Genomic DNA, 17,987 nt, shown 5'->3' on the forward strand with positions numbered 1-17,987 from the left:
AAGCCTTTTCCGCAGGTGGCTCGGGTTAACTCGGTTACCATTAACTCCAATTAACTTCGCAGTTCAGCACGGTTATTCAGGGGCTGGCTGATGGCTGCCACAAAGCTGCAAGCGACTCGGAAACTGCTCGGGTACAAAGCCGAGGACGTCATCCGGCAGCTGACCGCGCGCGCCGACCAACTGAACATCCCTGTCATGACGCGAACGAGCTTGAAGACGAAGCTGTCTGAGTGGGAGAACGGGCATTCAGCGGTCAGCGAGCCGTACCAAAAGCTGTTCCGGGACGTCTATGGCCGGACCAACGAGGAACTCGGCTTCCCACCCGAACTTGAAGACGGCGACGCGGCGGAACTGCGCGCCCGCCTTGCTGTTGCCCGCAGTGTCGACGCTGAGACGATCGAGCGTTTTCGTCAGCAAGTTGACGATGCCCGCCACGTCGACCGCAAGTACGGCGGCGTCATTCTCCTCGACCAACTCCGCAGCCTGATCAAACAGCTCGAACAGCTTCTCGGCTACAGCACGGTTCATGAACACCGCGCCGCACTGTCACGCGTGCTCACCGAAGCGTCCACTTTGGCCGGATGGATCTCGCTCGACCGCAACGCCATCGTGCAAGCCTGGAACCACTACGAACGCGCCAAATCCGCCGCACGCGAAGCAAACGATCAGCCCGCACTCGCCCACGCCACCGCTGAGCAAGCGTTCGTGTTGGTCGACCTCGGCGAGAACATTCAAGCCGCCGAACAGCTCGCCCACGCCCGCGCGGTTGGTTTAGGTGCTGTGCCGCCTCTCCTGCAGTCCTGGCTGGCCGCTGCCTACGGTGAAGGGAACGCAGTTGTCGGCCAACGCGACGAAGCGTTGCGCGCGTTCGATGATGCCGTCGACGGGTTGCCGGCTGATCCCGTCGACCCGGCCCTGCCGTTCCTGTTCCTCGGTGACTCACACCTCGACCGCTGGCGCGGCAACGCTCTCGCTCGGCTCGGAGACCCGGACGCGATTGACCAGCTCACAGAAGCGTTGCCGCGCCTGCCTGCCGCGTTCGTCCGCGCGAAGGTAGGCATGCTGGTCGACCTCGCGTACGCGCACGGCGCCGCAGACGACAGAGACGGCGCGCTGCGCTACTCGCGCGAGGCGCGCCGCCTCGGGATGCAGATCAAGTCAGACCGACATCTGCGCCGCCTGCAAGGCCTGGTCCTGCCCGGCGGGCCGTCAAGCCTCACGTGAGGCCAGGTAATACAGCAGCGCAACCAGGGTGCCGGACCCGAGCAACTCCTGACGCTGGGCCAGCTCCGTGACGCGCGACAGCGGCACCCACTCGACCCGGCCCACCTCCTCAGTGTCAGTCGGGTCACCAATGTGCTTCGCCTCGCGCCATAAGTACACGTCAACCGGAGCCGTCACCTGCCCAGGCAACGGCTCGAAGCTGACCAGATGCTGCGCCTCACCGACCGGCTCCCAACCGCTCTCCTCAGCCGCCTCACGCGCCGCCGTCGCCGCCGCGTTCTCGCCGTCGTCGACCATCCCACCAAGCAGCTCATACCCCCACTGCTCCGTGGCAAAGCGATAGCGCCACAACATCAACGCATGGTCCCGCTCATTCACAATCAACGCGATCGCGATCCGCGCCAGATGAACGACGTGGTAATCCCAGCGCTGCCCGTTCGGTGCCTCGACGTCTGTCAGCCCGACCTTGACCCACCTGTTGTCGTAGACCAGCCGCTCCCCGAACGTCCGCCACGACCCATGCTCCTCAGCCACGGGTGGAAGCGTACGACGGGCCGCGCGCAAGAGTTGCTATGCCTAGGACAGCGGGCAAGCTCACGAAACAGGCGGTGCAGAATCGAGCATCTGTGCTTCCCAACCCTGCCAATCGAGCATCTTGCCAGATGCGACGAGTGTCACAGCCTTGAGAGCGGCAGCACGTATGAACGCGTCCAAGTTATTTACGAATTGCTTCACGCTCTCGGGTCGTTTTCCATCGCGCATCCGTAGGACCTTCACATCGAGGGCTCCTCCGTGAGCTACGGCGCTTCTTGCGTCGTAGGCTGATTGAATAAAGCGACGTATCTGTGGCTTGTCGGGATCGTCGGAAAACAAGGCCGCGCGCTGGGATGCGCGATGTCGCAATTCGCTTCTATCCTTGGGTTGATCGTTCAGATAAAGGGCTTCCGCTGCTATGACAAGGTCCACCAGCTGATCTTCTGGTTCTGTGCGTAGCGGGCTGTCTCGAATCCGGCGCAGTGCTGTCTTGAGTGCCTGACTTCTCTTGGTGTTCAAACGTTGAAGTGCATTGAATAGGGAGCCTAATTCATTAATATTACCGATCTCGATGGTCCTTGTATCATCGCTGAATGGTAGCGTGACTCCGGTTCGAAATAGTCCGGTCGCGACCGAGTGTAGGATCGAGTTATTCCCCTGGCGACAAGGAAGGGTGCACCATATGCCTCCTTGCAGGCGGTCAGTGCGGCCGTAGTGAAACTTAGGAAAGCCTCGTGCAGCGCCTTTCGCTCGTCGCCTTCGTTTTCGGTACCTTCACGTTCTGTCATCGCCGGGTGTCCGCTCGATCGATTCGAGGCATACGTGAACCAAGGAGTTCGGCCGCCTTGCGGTCGCTGGCCGCGACCCAGGCCGCGTAGACACGAAGGGTCGTTGCGCCGCCGCCCCCGTGGCCCAGCCGACCGGCAACCGTTCGCAAGTCAACGCCAGCTGTCAGGAGTTCAGTTGCCGAGAAGTGACGTAACGCGTGGATATGGGTCTTGATCGGTGGGTTCAACCGCTCGGCCATCTTCTTGTACCGACGTGAAATGGCATCAGGGGAGTACGGCACTGACGCGTCGGCCTTCCTGGCGCTCATGAAAACGAACATGTCGTCTGTCAGTCTCACGTCGACCTTGGCGAGTTCCTCCCGGCAATGCTCCTTGTGTGCGCGAAGGAGGGCAACCGTCTCGGAGTCGAGGGCTATGCGACGCATCTGGTGCGTCTTTGTGTCCTTCTCCTTGCCCTTTCCCTTGCTTTGAACGTACGTGCGGCGGATCTCGAGGACCTCGGCCTCAAGGTCGACTCGCGACCAGCGGAGGCCAGTGACCTCGGCGCGGCGCATGCCGGTCGTCATCACCAGCCACACGAGGGTGCCCCAGTCCTCGCTCATTTCGAAAGCAGCCTCGACAAGACGCGCAGCGTCGGCGGGTGATGGGGGATCGGGCTCAGGCGCCTTCTGCTTTGGCCGCTTGGCGATTTTGGCCGGGTTGGACGAAATCCATTCCCATCGGACGGCGGCGTCAAGAACACCGCTTATGATCGAGTGGATTTGGCGGACCGTGGATGCCGCCATTGGCTTGCATTTGTGAGGCTCGCACTTTGAAACAACGCAGTCGTGTTCGCTGTCGGCTTTGTGCTTCTCGATGAAGGGCTTGCCGTCGCAGCGCTTCCGGCAACGGCGTAGCTGGGAGTAGAGATTTTCGAGGTCGCGGGCGCCGATCTTGCTCACCGACGTATTGCCGAGAATTGGCTTGATGACGCGATCGATATATCCCATGTATCCGTCGCGAGTGCTTTGCTCGATATCGGCCGTGCGCAGCCACTCATCGATTGCGTAACTCAGTTTCACCGACGACGCGGTGGAACGTTGCTTGATGACGTGCGCCCGGAACTCCGTCAGTTTGTTCTCGGCGCGGCGCCAGGCGGCATCATCGGTCCCGTTGATCGTCTCGCGCAGGTACGACCGGCGGTTGGTGACCGGATCAGTCCCGGCGTAGAGGACCACGCGGAGGCTGTTGCCGCGCTGCTCGATGCGGCCGCGCTGGCGGGATTCAGGGCGTGTTCGAGCCATCACCCTAGGATACTCGCACCCAGGGCCGCACCCAATGATCAACTTAGTCGATCCATATGAACGTGTCTGTGCAGGTCAACCAAGGTGGGCCGGGCGGGGCTCGAACCCGCGGCCAAGGGATTATGAGTCCCCTGCTCTGACCAACTGAGCTACCGGCCCCAGGGCGCAGGACACTATCTCGCCCTGGCCGTACGAGTCGTCAACATACCGCACCGCCGGGGAGGCGGGGACCTCCTGCCCCTGCCGTATCGTGCCCAGGCGGTTCTGGCGCCGAGTGGGAAGGGCATCGGGTGGGCAAGGTCGTGGTGCTGTCGACGGGCGGGACGATCGCCTCGCGGCGGAATGGGCGTGGCGCGAGCGTCGCCACCGATGAGGTGGGCGCGTTGCTCGGGCGCCTGCCCTTCGATACCGGCGTGGCCGTGGAGGGCCGGGATCTGCTCAGCGTCGGAAGTTACCTCCTCACCCCCGCCGACATGGCCGGCATCGCCCGTGCGATCCGCCGCGCGCTCGATGACCCCGGCGTGCTCGGCGTCGTCGTCACGCACGGCACGGACACCATGGAGGAAACCGCTTTCCTCGCCGACCTCGTGCATTCCGACCCCCGTCCCGTCGTCTTCACCGGCGCCCAGCGTCCCGCCGACCTGCCCGACACCGACGGGCCACGCAACCTCGCCGACGCCATCACCGTCGCCGCGAACGAGCAGGCCCACCACCATGGCGCGCTCATCGTGTTCGACGGCGCGGTCTTCGCCGCCCGCGGCACCCGCAAGACGCAAACCCTTGCCCCAGCGGCGTTTTCCACCCCGGACGGCGGCCCGATCGGGCTGGTCCGCACGGGTGGCGTCCGGTTGACCGCCGCCCCGGCCCCACGCGTGCCCATCAAACTGTCCGAAATGGACGCACAAGTGGACATCGTCGCGCTGTACCCGGGCGCCGGCACCGCCGCGCTCGAGGCCGTGGTCACCGACGGCGCCACCGGTGTCGTACTGGAAGCCACCGGCGCGGGCAACGCGAACCCGCGCATCTCCGAGGCCGTCGCCCGCCTCACCGCGACCGGTGTCGTGATCGCCCTCTCCACCCGCGTGCATGCCGGGCCCATCGCCGCCCTCTACGGCAACGGCGGCGGCGCTGATCTCGTCGAAGCCGGCGCCATTCCCGCCGGCCTGCTCCGCCCGTCGCAAGCCCGGATCTTGCTCACCGCGCTCCTGGCGAGCGACCCGGCACACGCCGCCGAAAACTTCGCCCTGCACACCTGATCTCCGCACTGACGCGGCAGGCGCAATACTGTCGTCGGTCTATCGGCACTCCGGAACGGTGATCATGGGCGTGAACCAGCGGGCACAGATCCGCATGACCGACGACGAGATCGCGCGGTTCGTGACGCGCAGCCGCACCGCCACGATGGCGACGCTCGGGCCGGACGGCACGCCGCACCTGATCGCGATGTGGTACGCGGTGCTGGACGGGCAGCTCTGGTTCGAGACGAAAGCCAAGTCGCAGAAGGTGATCAATCTTCGCCGGGACGACCGGATCACCGTGCTGATCGAGGACGGCCAGACCTACGACAAGCTACGCGGCGTGTCGATCGAGGGCCATGGGGTGATCAGCGACGACCCGGACGACATCTGGCGCGTCGGGGTCAACGTGTGGGAGCGCTACAACGGGCCGTACAGCGAAGACGTCAAACCGGCCGTCGAGGCGATGATGAACAAGCGCGTGGTCGTCCGCGTCGAGGAAAAGCGGACCCGCTCGTGGGACCACCGGAAGCTGGGCCTGCCGGAGGTTCCGATCGCCGGCACGACGGCGGAATTCCTCGGCTGAGCAAGGCTCACACGACGAGCTTGGTGCGCAGCCGTTCGACGTCGTCCGCGCCGAAGCCGTGCGTTTTGAGCCACGGCAGCACGCCGCCGTGGCGCCGGTCGATCTCGCTCAGGAACGCGTGCATCGTCTCCGGCCGCGGCCGGTGCACGTCGTCGCTGGTGTGCCGCGCCAGATCCCCGGCGTACGTGGGTGACGCCCGCAGCCGCGCGAGGACACCGGCGATCCGGTCTGCGCTCGTGGCGTAGTCCTCGATCACGGCGTCCCGTTCCACCCCGACCGCGGTCAGCGAAAGTGCGACCACGACGCCGGTGCGGTCCTTGCCCGCGGCACAGTGCACCAGCGTCGCGTTCGGCGAACCGGTGATCGCCCGCAGCGCGGCGACCACGTTTTCCGGGCGGTCCTCCAGATAACCCAGGTACAGCGCGCACATCGGGTCGTCCGGGTACCGCGCAAGCGCTTTCTCGCGCCGCGTGTACAGCGCGTCCGCCGCCGCGTCCGTCATCTGACCGCGCTCGGGCAGCATCGACAGGTGCAGGTGCCGCACCCCGCCGACCGACCGCAGCGGCCCCGGCCCTTCCGCCTCGACTTCGTTGGTACTGCGCAGATCCACCACCGTGCGCAGGCCGAGTTCGTCCACGAGCAGCTTGACGTCGGCGGGCGTCAGGCCCTGCAGGTTGTCCGAACGCAGGAGCCGTCGCTCGCCGATCGTCCGGCCGTCGTCGGTGGGCAGACCGCCCACGTCACGGGCGTTCGCCGCCCCTTCGAGTTCGAGCCACCGCATGCCCACATCGTCTATCGCACGGCGGAACCGGCCAAGCGAGCGTCCGGGCGAACCGGGGTCGGCGCGGCGGGCCGGCGCAGCCGCAACGTGCCCGCCAGCCCACGCCGCCGCAACCACGGCGACCAGGCCAGCATCCCGATATGCGCGGCGATCGCGTGCCCCGCGACGGTCACCACCGACAGCAGCGACGCCGGGTCGTCGGTGAGGTAAATCACCACGATGACGAGCTCGATCACGGCCACCGCCGCGAGCCGCAGCCGGGGCGCCATGATCGGCACCAGCGCACCGGCCGTCGCGAAGAACCCGTAGCTGACCCCGATGTCGAGCCAGTGCGCGTCGCTCAGCGGCAGCCAGCCCTGCCGCAGCGCCACGAGCACCGGCAGTTCCGTCACGAGCGTGGCGATCACATGCCCGCTGGCGAACACCGCGAACGTCCAGCCCGCGCCGATCCGGCGCTCCAGGGGAGCGACCGCGAGCGCGAAGATCAGCACGTACACCAGCCAGCCGGAGCCGTCGATCCACAGCGCGCTGCCGATCAGGCTCACCACCGGCCGGTGCCACAGGTTGTGCGCGTCCGTACTGGCCCAGGCGAGCAGCCGCGCGGACACCGACTCACCGACGGCACGCTGCAGGATTGTCGTCGCCAGCAGCACTATGAGGTACCAGAAGGTGAACGGCGTCGCCGACGGGCCGGGCAGCAGTCCCGCCGCCCGAGCCGTCCACGACCGACGATCAGGGTGCACGATCCCAGTCTGCTGGGCTCATCCTGATAACGGACTGAGAGTCGGCATAGTGATTGCTATGCGTCTCGCGTTCGGAGCCCGGTTCGATGTCGGTGCGGGTTACGTCAACACACCCAGCATCGGCGTCCCACCCGCCCAGGTCGCCGACGCCGTCGCAGCCGCGGTGGACGTGTGGCGTCGCGGCGGGGCCGTGCCCGCGGACTTCGACGAACCCATCGCCACAGCCCGCGCCGGCTTCGGGGACCTGATCGGTGTGCCCAGGGACCGGGTCGCGATCGGTGCTTCGGTGTCACAGCTGCTGAGCGTCGTCGCGGCCGGATTGCCCGCGGGCGCGCGCGTGCTCGTCGCCGAGGGCGAGTACACGAGCGTCACCTTCCCGTTCGCGACGGTGCCGGGCGTGACCGTCACCGAGGTGCCACCGGCGGAGCTGGCGTCCACTGTGGACGGACACGATCTGGTGGCGGTGAGCGTCGTGCAGTCGGCCGACGGCGCACTGGCCGACCTCGGCGCGCTGCGGGCGGCGAGCGAAGCCGCGAACGTGCCGGTCGTGCTCGACGCGAGTCAGGCGGCGGGATGGCTGCCGCTGCGGCTCGACTGGGCCGACTGGGTGGTCGCCGCCGGGTACAAATGGCTGCTGTCCCCGCGTGGCTCGGCCTGGCTCGCCGTGCATCCCCGGGTGCTCGAGCGCGGCAGGCCCGTCAGCGCGGGCTGGTACGCGGGCGAGGATCCGTGGCAGTCGTTGTACGGACTGCCGGTGCGGCTGGCCGCGGGCGCCCGCCGGTACGACTTGTCGCCGGTCTGGCTCGCGCACGTCGGGGCCGCGGTCGCGTTGCCCTACCTGGCTTCGCTGGACCTCGAAGCGGTCCGGGCGCACTGCGTGCGGCTCGGTGACGCGCTGCTCGACGGGCTGGGCCTGCCCCCGCGTGGCTCGGCGATCGTGTCCTTCGACGCGGATGTCGCACGGCTGGCGGCCGCCGGGGTGGTCGCGAGTGCCCGTGCGGGCAAGGTGCGCGCCGGTTTTCACCTCCACAACACGCTCGACGACGTGGCACGGATACTGCGTGCGGTGACCTGAGCCCGATTCCCGCACCTTCGCCGGGGCGTTCCAGTACGGTGTTCCCTCGTGGTTGCTCCGCAGTATCCGCCGGCGCACGGCGGCACCGCGCCGATGCCGCGGATCCCGGCGGATCCGGTCCGTGGCCGTGCCTGGCTGTTCAGGTCGCTCGGCCTGGTCGCCGTCGCCGTGGTGGCCGGGCTCGTCTGGTGGCTGGTCCGGCACGAGTCCGCGGCGCCGCTCGCGCAGCCGCCGGCCAAGGAATTCGCCTTCACCGCGGCCAAAGGGCCGGTCGCCAGCACCGACTGCGCCGCGAAATCCACCGACGACGTGAAGAAGTGGTTCGGCACCCACCCGTGCCTCGGCCTGTCCCGCGCGCTGTATACGACGAGCGCGTCCGGCGCGAAGGCACTGGTGTCGGTCGTGGCCGTGACCATGCCGACGGCCGGTGACGCGAACCAGCTCAAGGCACTGGCCGACCGCGACGGCACGGGCAATGTCACCGACCTCGTCCGCGACGGCACGGCGAAGATCTCCGGCGCGCCCAAACTCCTCGACGGGCAGTACGCCTCCCGCGTCACCGGCAACCGGGTGACGATCGTGCTGTCCGCGTTCTTCGACGGCCACCAGGACGAGGCCACCCTGACCCGGGTCAGTACCGAAGCCCTGAACCTGGCGCCGAACTAGCCGGCAGGCACCCCGATCAACGCCACGGCGGCGGGGGATTCGCCCGCCGCCTGGCGCCATCGGGTGCCGCGCCGTGCCGAACCCAGCAGCGCCGTGAGCGCGACCGCCCGCAGCGCGGTGTCGTCGGTGCGCGCCAGCACACCGGCCCACGCCACCGCCGTGTCGGACTCCGCGGTCGCCACCACGCTCTTCGCCGACGTCGCGTCCGTGACCGGTTTCGGTGTCACATAAGCGGGTTGGGGCCCGTTGGGGGTGGCACCGGCGGCGTCGAGCATCCGCACGCACGCGTCGCGGCGGTCGTGATGCTCGTTCGCGCCGTCCGCGACACCCGGGCCGTAGTTGGCCGGCAGGAACGCGCTGACCAGCCCGTACACCCAGACCGCGGCGTGCTCGGCGTCCAGTGCCTGCTGCAGCGGGCCGATCGCTTCTTCCGGCACGGACCCCACGGGCGTGACGGCCCCCGGGTCGGCGCCAGGGCCGAGCCGGTCGTCCAGCTGCTGCAGGCCCGCGCATCCGGCCGCGACCGCGGCCACCAGACCGGCGCGGTAACCGTCCGAACCGGGCACCAGGCGCTCGGCCTGTTCACGCGCTGTCGCCAGCCGCTGCTTGAGTGCCGAGAGCCCGCCGCCGTCCGGAGTGATCACCGGTGCGGTGGCGCTCGGCCGGTTGAGCCGGTCCACCTCCGCCTGTAGCACCCGCGCGTGCTCCCCGCGCGCCGTCGCGACCTGCCGGGCCAGTGCCGCTTCCGCGGACGATCCGGTGGCCAGCGCGTTCGCCGCCGCGGCGTCCGCCGCCGCGGCGTCCGCCGCCGCCTGCCCGGCCAGCGGCGCGAGGGGGTCCGGCTCGTCGGAATAGCCGGTTCTGCACGCGGCGAGCGGTACGGCCATGGCCGCCAGCGCGCTCAGCCGCAGGACGTCGCGACGGGTACGGGGGCTCACGTCGCGCCATCCTGCCAGCACCGCCCCCGACCACGGGCGGTGACCGGGCCCTACAAGTTAAGCTGGTCGCTCATCGACAACAGATTCAACAGGAGAGAGAGCGCCAAGGTGCCAGGAGAACTCGCCGGCAAACTCGAGCCCATCGTGGCCGAGGCGGTGGCCGGTGCTGGTTTCGACCTCGACGCGCTCGAAATCCAGCAGGCGGGGCGGCGCAAGCTGGTGAAGGTCGTGGTGGACGCCGACGACGGCGTCGGACTCGACGAGGTGGCCGAGTGCAGCCGCACGGTGTCGGCAGTGTTGGATTCCCATGATCACCTGATCGCGGGCGCCTACACGCTCGAAGTGACCTCGCCGGGTGTGGACCGACCGCTCACCAGGCAACGGCACTGGCGACGCGCGAAGTTCCGGCTGGTGAAGATCACTCCGCACGAGGGCTCCGCGGTCGTCGGCCGGGTCGGGTACGCCGGGCCCGAGGCGGCGCGGGTGCTCGTCGACGGGCGGATCCGCGACGTGGCCTACCGCGACGTGGCCAAGGCGGTCATCGAAATCGAGTTCAAGCAACCGCCGACGGAGGACCTGAAACTGCTGGAACAAGACGCCGCGGAGCAGACCGGGGCCGCCGGGACGGAGGAGGAGCCGAAGTGAACGTGGACATCGCCGCGCTGCGCGCGATCGAGCGGGACAAGGACATCCCCTTCGACACCGTCATCGAAGCCATCGAGACCGCGCTGCTGACCGCGTACAAGCACACCGAAGGGCATCAGCCGCATGCCCGCATCGATATCGACCGCAAGACCGGGTACGTGCGCGTCCTCGCGCATACAGTGAGTGAGGGCGGTGACATCGAGGAAGAGTGGGACGACACGCCTGAGGGTTTCGGCCGGATCGCCGCCACCACCGCCCGCCAGGTCATCCTGCAGCGTTTGCGCGACGCCGAGCACGAGAAGACCTACGGCGAGTTCTCCGCGAAGGAGGGCGAGATCGTCGCGGGGGTCATCCAGCGCGACGCTCGTGCCAACGCCCGCGGCATGGTGATCGTCCAGGTCGGGGACATCGAGGGCGTGCTGCCGCAAGCCGAGCAGGTGCCCGGTGAGTCGTATCAGCACGGCAGCCGGATCAAGGCCTATGTGGTGACCGTGTCGCGCGGCAGCCGGGGCCCGCAGATCACGTTGTCGCGCACACACCCCAACCTCGTGCGCAGGCTGTTCGCGCTCGAGGTGCCCGAAATCGCCGACGGCACAGTGGAAATCGCCGCCGTCGCGCGTGAGGCGGGGCATCGGTCCAAGATCGCCGTCCGCTCGACGGTGCCCGGCGTCAACGCCAAGGGCGCGTGCATCGGGCCGGTCGGCGCGCGCGTGCGCAACGTGATGAGCGAGCTGGCCGGGGAGAAGATTGACATCATCGACTACTCCGAGGATCCGGCCCGCTTCGTAGGGAATGCATTGTCACCGGCGAAGGTTGTATCGGTGACCGTGGTGGACGAGCGTGCGAAGACGGCCCGAGTCGTGGTGCCCGATTTCCAGCTGTCACTCGCGATCGGCAAGGAAGGGCAGAACGCCCGCCTCGCCGCGCGGCTGACCGGCTGGCGAATCGACATCCGCAGCGACGCGGCCGGCGAGTCCGACCCGTCACCACGGCCTGCGACAACCGGTTCGGCTGAGTGACAGGCCAGGAGCTAGACTCGACCATGGTTGCTGGCCCGGATTCGGGTAACGCGCGCAAAGAACACCGGGAGGCACCGGTCCGCATGTGCGTGGGATGCCGGAAACGGGCCTCGGCCGGTGCGTTGCTCCGAGTTGTCGTGCGGGACAGGCAGGTGGTCGTCGACGAACGTCGGCGGCTTCCGGGCCGGGGTGCCTGGTTGCATCCCGAACCGGCTTGCCTGGCCAAGGCCGAGCGGCGCCGGGCGTTTCCCAGAGCGTTACGAAGCTCTGGAACACTCGACGTGACGGCCGTGCGGCGGTATCTCGGGCGCACGCCGGAGGAATGGGCAGGGGATGTTCCCCCGCCCGGACGAACGAAGGAAGCAGGTCGACCCGTCATGAGTCAGCCGTGAAGCTGAAGCCATGAACGCGCGACGATAGGACGAGGTCAGCGGGTCCCTTACCGCCGGCTGGCCTCACCAGTTGAGGAGAGCAGTGGCAGGCAAGGCCCGCGTGCACGAGCTCGCGAAAGAGCTCGGTGTCACCAGTAAGGAAGTTCTCGCCAAGCTCAAGGAGCAGGGCGAGTTCGTCAAATCCGCGTCTTCCACCGTCGAGGCACCCGTTGCCCGGCGGTTGCGGGACGCGTTCACCGCCGGAGGCAAATCCGGTGGGAAGGGCGGGGGCCGTAAACCGGTTCCCGGTCCCTCGAACGGCAACGGCGGCGCGCCCGCGCCGTCCCGTATCCCGGACAACCGGCAGGACCGGCCGCGCCCGAACGCGGTGCCTGGTCCTCGTCCCGGCCCGCGGCCCGCTCCCGCGCCGCAGCAGGACAAACCGCGCCCGCAGCCGCAAGAGCAGCAGCAGCCGGAGGTCCCGGCCGCCAAGGCGGAGCCGCAGTCGAAGCCGCAGGGTCCGCGGCCCAGCCCGGCACCATCGTCCGGTGGTTCGGTCGTACCCCCCAAGCCACAGGGCCCCAAGCCCGGTGGCCCCAAGCCCGGTCCGCGCACCCCGCGGGTCGGCAACAACCCGTTCGGCGTCGGCTCCGGTGCTCCCGCGCCGCGGCCCGCCGCGCCGCGTCCCGGTGGTGGTCCTGGCAGTGACCGTGGTCCGCGTCCCGGTGACCGGCCCGGTGGCGAGCGTTCCGGTGGCGACAGGCCCGCGTCGGCGCCGCGTCCCGGCGGCGGCAATCGGCCGAACCCCGGCAACATGCCGCCGCGGCCGAACCCGGGCATGATGCCCGGCCGCACGCAGCGTCCGTCCGGTCCCGGTGGTGGCCGGGGTGGTCCTGGCGGCGGTCGTGGCGGTGCCGGAGCCGGTCGTGGTGGACCCGGTGGCGCCGGTCGTGGCGGTCCCGGTGGTGGCGGCGGCGGTGGTTACCGCGGCGGCGGTCCCGGTGGTGGCGGTGGCGGTGGCTTCCGGGGTGGTCCCGGTGGCGGCGCGCCCGCCGGCGGCGGTGGTTTCCGTGGCGGTGGCGGCGGCGGTGGTCCGCGTGGCGGCGGTGGCCGCGGCGGCGCGGCGGGTGCCTTCGGCCGTCCCGGTGGTCCCTCGCGCAAGGGCCGCAAGTCGAAGCGGCAGAAGCGCCAGGAGTACATGGACAACATGCAGGCGCCCAGCGTCGGCGGCGTGCGGTTGCCCAAGGGCAGCGGCGAGACGATCCGCCTGCCGCGTGGTGCCTCGCTGACCGATTTCGCGGAGAAGATCGACGCGAACCCGGCTTCGCTGGTGCAGGTGCTGTTCCACCTCGGTGAGATGGTGACGGCCACGCAGTCGGTGTCCGACGAGGTCCTCGAGCTGCTCGGCTCGGAAATGAACTACGACGTGCAGGTGGTCTCCCCCGAGGAGGAGGACCGCGAGCTGCTCGGCACCTTCGACATCACCTACGGCGAGGACGCCGGTGACGAGGAGGACCTGCAGGTCCGGCCGCCGGTCGTGACCGTCATGGGTCACGTCGACCACGGTAAGACCCGCCTGCTGGACACCATCCGGAAGACGAAGGTGCGCGAGGGTGAGGCCGGCGGCATCACCCAGCACATCGGCGCCTACCAGGTGGCGACCGAGCTGGAAGGCAACGAGCGCCTGATCACGTTCATCGACACCCCGGGTCACGAGTCGTTCACCGCTATGCGTGCGCGTGGTGCGAGCTCCTCGGACATCGCGGTGCTCGTGGTCGCCGCCGACGACGGCGTCATGCCGCAGACGGTGGAGGCGATCAACCACGCCCAGGCGGCCAAGGCGCCGATCGTGGTCGCGGTGAACAAGATCGACAAGGAAGGCGCGAACCCGCAGAAGATCCGCCAGCAGCTCACCGAGTACGGGCTCGTGGCCGAGGAGTACGGCGGCGACACCATGTTCGTCGACATCTCCGCCCGCGAGAACATCAACATCGAAGGGCTGCTGGAGGCGATCCTGCTGACCGCGGACGCGGCGCTGGATCTGCGGGCCAACCCCGACATGGAGGCGCAGGGCGTCGCGATCGAGGCGCACCTGGACCGTGGCCGCGGTCCCGTGGCCACCGTGCTGGTGCAGCGCGGCACGCTGCGGGTCGGCGACTCGGTCGTCGCCGGGGACGCCTACGGGCGCGTCCGGCGGATGGTCGACGAGTACAACGAGGACGTCACCGAGGCGCTGCCCTCGCGTCCGGTGCAGGTCATCGGGTTCACCTCGGTGCCAGGCGCCGGTGACACGTTCCTGGTCGTGGAGGAGGACCGCGTCGCCCGCCAGATCGCCGAGCGGCGGCAGGCCCGGATCCGCAACGCCCAGAACGCGGCGCGGCGCAAGAGGGTCAGCCTGGAGGACCTGGACTCCGCGTTGAAGGAGACCTCGACCCTCAACCTGATCATCAAGGGTGACAACTCGGGTACCGTCGAGGCGCTCGAGGCGGCGCTACTGCAGCTGGACGTCGGTGACGAGGTCGAGCTGAACGTGGTGCACCGCGGCGTCGGTGGGGTGACCGAGTCGGACATCGACCTGGCCACCGCGTCCGACGCGATCGTGCTCGGGTTCAACGTGCGGGCCCAGGGCAAGGCGACCGAGCGGGCCAACCGTGAGGGCGTCGACGTCCGGTACTACACGGTGATCTACCAGGCGATCGAGGAGATCGAGCAGGCACTCAAGGGCATGCTCAAGCCGGAGTTCGAGGAGGTCGAACTCGGCAAGGCGGAGGTCCGCGAGGTCTTCAAGTCCTCGAAGTTCGGCACCATCGCCGGTTGCCTTGTCACCTCCGGTGAGATCCGGCGCAACGCCAAGGCCCGCCTCCTGCGTGACGACGTGGTCGTCGCGCAGAACCTGCCGGTCAGCTCGCTGCGGCGGTTCAAGGACGACGTGGTCGAGGTCCGCGACGGCTACGAATGTGGTCTGACTTTGGGGTCCTACAGCGACATCAAGGTCGGCGACGTGGTCGAGACCTACGAGCAGCGCGAAAAGCCGCGCGCGTAAGTAGTCGGTAGTACCCGGGGCCGGTTTCCACCGGCCCCGGGTCGTACCTTGGGGAAACCGTTGTTCGTTGGAGCGCTCGAATTCGACCTGCTGCTGGGCGATATCCGGTCGCTGAAGCAGAAACGCTCGGTCGTGCGGCCGCTGGTGGCCGAGCTGCGCAAGCGGTTCGAGGTGGCGGTCGCCGAGGCCGGGCACCTGGATCTGCACCGGCGCGCCCTGCTCGGCGTCGCCGTGGTCGCGGCCGACAGCGAGCATGTTCGTGACGTGCTCGACGAGTGCGAGCGGTTCGTGGCGGGCAGGCCCGAGCTGGAGTTGCTGTCCACGCACCGGCGCCTGCTCGGGCCCGAAGACTAGAGAAAGAGGAGATGATGGCCGATCCGGCGCGTGCGCGGAGGCTGTCCAAGCGGATCTCGCAGATCGTGGCCTCGGCCATCGAGCACGAGATCAAGGACCCGCGGCTGAACAACGTCACGATCACCGACACCAGGGTGACCGCGGACCTGCACGACGCGACCGTGTACTACACGGTGCTGGGGGAGAACCTCGAGTCCACTCCGGACTTCGCGGGCGCGGCCGCGGCGCTGGAGTCGGCTCGCGGTGTGTTGCGCAGCAAGGTCGGCCAGGGCACCGGCGTGCGGTTCACCCCGACGCTGACGTTCGTCGCGGACAAGATTCCCGAGACGGCGCAACAGATCGAGGACCTGCTGGCCAAGGCACGCGAGGCGGACGCGGAAGTGGCGCGCCGGTCGGCGGGTGCCCGCCACGCGGGGGACCCCGACCCCTATCGAGTTCCCCGCGAAGACGAAGACGACGAGGACTGACGGTGTGAGTCAGGGCTTGCGGGCCACCATCAGGTCACGCAGGATCGCCTGATCCACCCGGTGCGCGAAGTCGCCGAGTTCCCGTACTTCCAGCCCGGCCCGGGTGAGGATCTCGGCGACCTCTTCGCGTTTGGTGACGTGCGTGTTCCACGAGATGCCGAGCGCCCCGCCCGAGCGCAACGTGCGGACCCACGCCGGGACGGCCGCGCTGAGCAGCTCGCGCGGGCTGCGTTCCAGCTCGCCGGTGCGATGGCTGCCGTGCTGGACGCCGTACGGCGCGTCGGTGACGATCACGTCCACCGAACCGGCTTTGAGCAGCTTCGCGCCGGTGATGGTGTCGCAGTTGTAGTAGGTGATCCGCCGGATGTCGCCCGCTTTGTAGTCTTCCTTGGTCAGACCGAAACCGAGCTCGAGTCGCTGCCCCAGCTTCACCTTGTCCCGCCGCAGCTGCCCGGAGTCGGCGGTGTGCTTGATCCGCTTCGTGCGCAGCCAGGTCTTGATGAACTGCTCGTAGGCTTCGAAATCGCGCCTGTCGAGCTCGATGCCGGTCGCGTCGAGCCCGTAGTTCATCGCCTGGTTGAGCGTGGTTCCCCTGCCGCACAACGGATCCAGCACGTGCACCGGTCCACTGAGGAATGTCCGTGGGTCCGAAGTGGACAGCAGGGTGACGTTCAGCAGCAGCTTCGTGAACAGCTCGTTGGTCTTGCCGGCGTACTTCTGGATCGTGAGCAGGTCCGAGCCGAACTTGTCGAGCGGGGCGATTCCGGCCGGACGCAGCAGATCCCCGGTCAGCTCGAACAATGCGTAGAGCGCGGAGAGGTTCGACAGCAACGCGATGTCCTCTTCGGACAGTCGTTCGGTGGTGGAGAACGTCACGTAGCTGACGCCGCCGAGGCGTCGCTCGCTGATCTCGTGGAGCGCGGTGCTGAGCGCCTCACCGAACACGGCGAGTTCGGCGCGCAGGAGCGCGGCCGAGGAGTCGGCGTAGACCCGGTTGGCCGAGGGGTAGAGGAGGATCCCGTAGTCGAACATCGCAGAGGAGAATATCGGGCCCCGCGGTGCGGGCAGCGGTGGGAGACCGGTGGGGGTAGCTTGCCGTCATGCGCTCTTCGCCGCTCGACCTTCTGCGCGCCGCCACCGACGTCACCTTGCTCGCCCACGTCCGCCCCGATGCCGATGCGCTCGGCAGTGCACTGGCGCTCGGCCGTGCCCTGCATCAGCGTGGCGCCAAGGTGCGGGTGTCGTTCGCCATGCCCGCCGAGGTCCCGGAAAGCCTGCGTGGGCTGGACGCGGGCAGTCTCGTGGTGCCGGCCGCGGAAGTCCCTGTGTCGGGCCCGCTGCTGATCTGCTGTGACACGCCCGTGCCGCAACGACTCGGTTCGCTCGCCGACCGGGTCGAGGCGACGAAATCCGCCGGCGGGGCGGTGCTGGTGGTCGATCACCATGCGTCGAACACCCGCTACGGCACGCATCATGTCGTCGACGAGACCGCCGAGGCGACCGCCGTGCTGGTGCTGGACCTGCTCGACGAGCTCGGGGCGCCGCTCGACGAACCGATCGCGCGGTGTCTCTACGCGGGGCTGATGACGGACACGAGTGGTTTCCGCCGTGCGAAGCCCTCGACGCACCGGGCTGCCGCGCGTCTGCTCGAGGCGGGCGTGGACCCCGAGCGGCTCGCCCGGGAGATCGTCGACGATCACCCGTTCGCATGGCTGCCGATGCTGGCGAAGGCGCTGGACACCGCCCGGCTGGACCCGGCCGCGGCGCAGGGATACGGGCTGGCGTATGCGTTCGTGACCCTGGATGCGGCGGCGGACGTGCGGCTGGAAGAGGTCGAAGCGGTCGTCGACGTGGTCCGGTCGGTCCGGGACGCCGAGGTCGCGGCGGTGTTCAAGCAGCAGGGCCCGCGAGAGTGGACGGTGTCGCTGCGCGCGATCGGAAAGATCGACGTCTCCGCCGCGGCACGCACCCTCGGCGGCGGCGGCCACCGCCTGGCCGCAGGCTGCACCGTCCACGGCACGGACGCCGAGGTACTCGCCGCGGTGCGCAACGCACTAGCAGCCGCCCCGCTGCTGTAACCAGCGCCGGGCACACAGCGCTTACCCCGGTGTGCTGCCCTTGCGCGAGTTGCACGTTGCGTGCGCGCGAGTCGCACGTTGTATGCGCGCGAGTTGCACGTTGTATGCGCGCGAGTTGCACGTTGTATGCGCGCGAGTTGCACGTTGCGTGCGGCCG

At 68.6% G+C, this 17,987-nt stretch carries 19 protein-coding genes and 1 tRNA gene; 12 read left to right on the top strand and 8 right to left on the bottom strand.

The genetic code is table 11. The features are described 5' to 3' along the window. Positions 1–90: 90 nt before the first annotated feature. Complete coding sequence (locus GKO32_RS08835; protein WP_154756304.1) at positions 91–1,224, top strand: NsdA family TPR-like regulatory protein; 1,134 nt, start codon at positions 91–93, stop codon at positions 1,222–1,224. Here the strand turns inward: GKO32_RS08835 and GKO32_RS08840 are convergent. The 4 genes from GKO32_RS08840 to GKO32_RS08855 all read right to left on the bottom strand — a co-directional run bounded on the left by GKO32_RS08840 (position 1,210) and on the right by GKO32_RS08855 (position 3,988). Next, positions 1,210–1,758: an NUDIX domain-containing protein gene (locus GKO32_RS08840; RefSeq protein ID WP_312867684.1), complete on the bottom strand. Its 549-nt coding sequence runs from the start codon at positions 1,756–1,758 to the stop codon at positions 1,210–1,212. The two genes, GKO32_RS08835 and GKO32_RS08840, sit on opposite strands and share 15 nt — an antisense overlap. Positions 1,759–1,818: 60 nt before the next feature. Beyond that, positions 1,819–2,277, bottom strand: coding sequence for a HEPN domain-containing protein (locus tag GKO32_RS08845; protein WP_154756306.1), 459 nt, complete (start codon positions 2,275–2,277; stop codon positions 1,819–1,821). A 265-nt stretch (positions 2,278–2,542) separates the two neighbouring features. Beyond that, positions 2,543–3,829, bottom strand: a complete 1,287-nt coding sequence (locus GKO32_RS08850) for a site-specific integrase (RefSeq protein ID WP_154756307.1) — start codon at positions 3,827–3,829, stop codon at positions 2,543–2,545. An 85-nt stretch (positions 3,830–3,914) separates the two neighbouring features. Beyond that, positions 3,915–3,988, bottom strand: a tRNA-Ile gene (locus GKO32_RS08855). A gap of 131 nt (positions 3,989–4,119) precedes the next feature. Here GKO32_RS08855 and GKO32_RS08860 point away from each other — a divergent pair. Both GKO32_RS08860 and GKO32_RS08865 read left to right on the top strand, forming a co-directional pair. Continuing rightward, positions 4,120–5,085 (top strand): asparaginase, encoded by a 966-nt coding sequence (locus GKO32_RS08860; RefSeq protein ID WP_208024333.1) that lies wholly within the window; start codon positions 4,120–4,122, stop codon positions 5,083–5,085. Between the two features lie 64 nt (positions 5,086–5,149). Beyond that, entirely contained in the window at positions 5,150–5,650 is a 501-nt protein-coding gene (locus tag GKO32_RS08865) for a pyridoxamine 5'-phosphate oxidase family protein (RefSeq protein WP_154756308.1), read from the top strand. Positions 5,651–5,657: 7 nt separating this feature from the next. On the opposite strand, the gene GKO32_RS08870 is transcribed toward GKO32_RS08865, so the two are convergent. Continuing rightward, positions 5,658–6,431 (bottom strand): tyrosine-protein phosphatase, encoded by a 774-nt coding sequence (locus tag GKO32_RS08870; protein ID WP_154756309.1) that lies wholly within the window; start codon positions 6,429–6,431, stop codon positions 5,658–5,660. Positions 6,432–6,442: 11 nt separating this feature from the next. Further along, the gene (locus GKO32_RS08875) at positions 6,443–7,174 is read right to left on the bottom strand and encodes a rhomboid-like protein (RefSeq protein ID WP_208024334.1); all 732 of its coding nucleotides are present in this window, start codon (positions 7,172–7,174) and stop codon (positions 6,443–6,445) included. A 58-nt stretch (positions 7,175–7,232) separates the two neighbouring features. Between GKO32_RS08875 and GKO32_RS08880 the strand changes: the two genes are divergently transcribed. Continuing rightward, a complete protein-coding gene (locus GKO32_RS08880) occupies positions 7,233–8,249 on the top strand; it encodes an aminotransferase class V-fold PLP-dependent enzyme (RefSeq protein ID WP_154756310.1) in 1,017 nt (338 codons plus the stop codon). 48 nt (positions 8,250–8,297) lie between these two features. Then, a complete protein-coding gene (locus GKO32_RS08885) occupies positions 8,298–8,915 on the top strand; it encodes a hypothetical protein (RefSeq protein WP_312867685.1) in 618 nt (205 codons plus the stop codon). On the opposite strand, the gene GKO32_RS08890 is transcribed toward GKO32_RS08885, so the two are convergent. After that, the gene (locus GKO32_RS08890) at positions 8,912–9,853 is read right to left on the bottom strand and encodes a ferritin-like domain-containing protein (RefSeq protein WP_312867686.1); all 942 of its coding nucleotides are present in this window, start codon (positions 9,851–9,853) and stop codon (positions 8,912–8,914) included. The genes GKO32_RS08885 and GKO32_RS08890 overlap by 4 nt on opposite strands. 108 nt (positions 9,854–9,961) lie before the next feature. On the opposite strand from GKO32_RS08890, the gene rimP reads away from it, so the two are divergent. From rimP to rbfA, 6 genes are all read left to right on the top strand, one after another. Next, positions 9,962–10,498 (top strand): ribosome maturation factor RimP, encoded by a 537-nt coding sequence (gene rimP, locus GKO32_RS08895; RefSeq protein ID WP_312867687.1) that lies wholly within the window; start codon positions 9,962–9,964, stop codon positions 10,496–10,498. After that, positions 10,495–11,517, top strand: a complete 1,023-nt coding sequence (gene nusA / locus GKO32_RS08900) for a transcription termination factor NusA (protein WP_312867688.1) — start codon at positions 10,495–10,497, stop codon at positions 11,515–11,517. The genes rimP and nusA overlap by 4 nt, the downstream gene beginning before the upstream one ends. Before the next feature lie 83 nt (positions 11,518–11,600). Then, positions 11,601–11,909: a YlxR family protein gene (locus GKO32_RS08905; protein ID WP_166459452.1), complete on the top strand. Its 309-nt coding sequence runs from the start codon at positions 11,601–11,603 to the stop codon at positions 11,907–11,909. Between the two features lie 82 nt (positions 11,910–11,991). Next, positions 11,992–14,931, top strand: a complete 2,940-nt coding sequence (gene infB, locus GKO32_RS08910) for a translation initiation factor IF-2 (protein ID WP_312867689.1) — start codon at positions 11,992–11,994, stop codon at positions 14,929–14,931. A 60-nt stretch (positions 14,932–14,991) separates the two neighbouring features. After that, positions 14,992–15,285 carry a DUF503 domain-containing protein gene (locus tag GKO32_RS08915; RefSeq protein WP_154756313.1) on the top strand — a complete coding sequence of 98 codons (294 nt, stop codon included), beginning with the start codon at positions 14,992–14,994 and terminating at the stop codon, positions 15,283–15,285. A 14-nt stretch (positions 15,286–15,299) separates the two neighbouring features. Beyond that, positions 15,300–15,752 (top strand): 30S ribosome-binding factor RbfA, encoded by a 453-nt coding sequence (gene rbfA / locus GKO32_RS08920; RefSeq protein ID WP_154756314.1) that lies wholly within the window; start codon positions 15,300–15,302, stop codon positions 15,750–15,752. A 9-nt stretch (positions 15,753–15,761) separates the two neighbouring features. Here the strand turns inward: rbfA and GKO32_RS08925 are convergent, their stop codons facing one another. Further along, complete coding sequence (locus tag GKO32_RS08925) at positions 15,762–16,784, bottom strand: TRM11 family SAM-dependent methyltransferase (protein ID WP_154756315.1); 1,023 nt, start codon at positions 16,782–16,784, stop codon at positions 15,762–15,764. Positions 16,785–16,852: 68 nt separating this feature from the next. Between GKO32_RS08925 and GKO32_RS08930 the strand changes: the two genes are divergently transcribed. After that, positions 16,853–17,830 (top strand): DHH family phosphoesterase, encoded by a 978-nt coding sequence (locus GKO32_RS08930; protein ID WP_154756316.1) that lies wholly within the window; start codon positions 16,853–16,855, stop codon positions 17,828–17,830. The last annotated feature ends 157 nt before the right edge of the window (positions 17,831–17,987 follow it).

The organism is Amycolatopsis pithecellobii (genome assembly GCF_009707865.1).
Taxonomy (GTDB): domain Bacteria; phylum Actinomycetota; class Actinomycetes; order Mycobacteriales; family Pseudonocardiaceae; genus Amycolatopsis_E; species Amycolatopsis_E pithecellobii.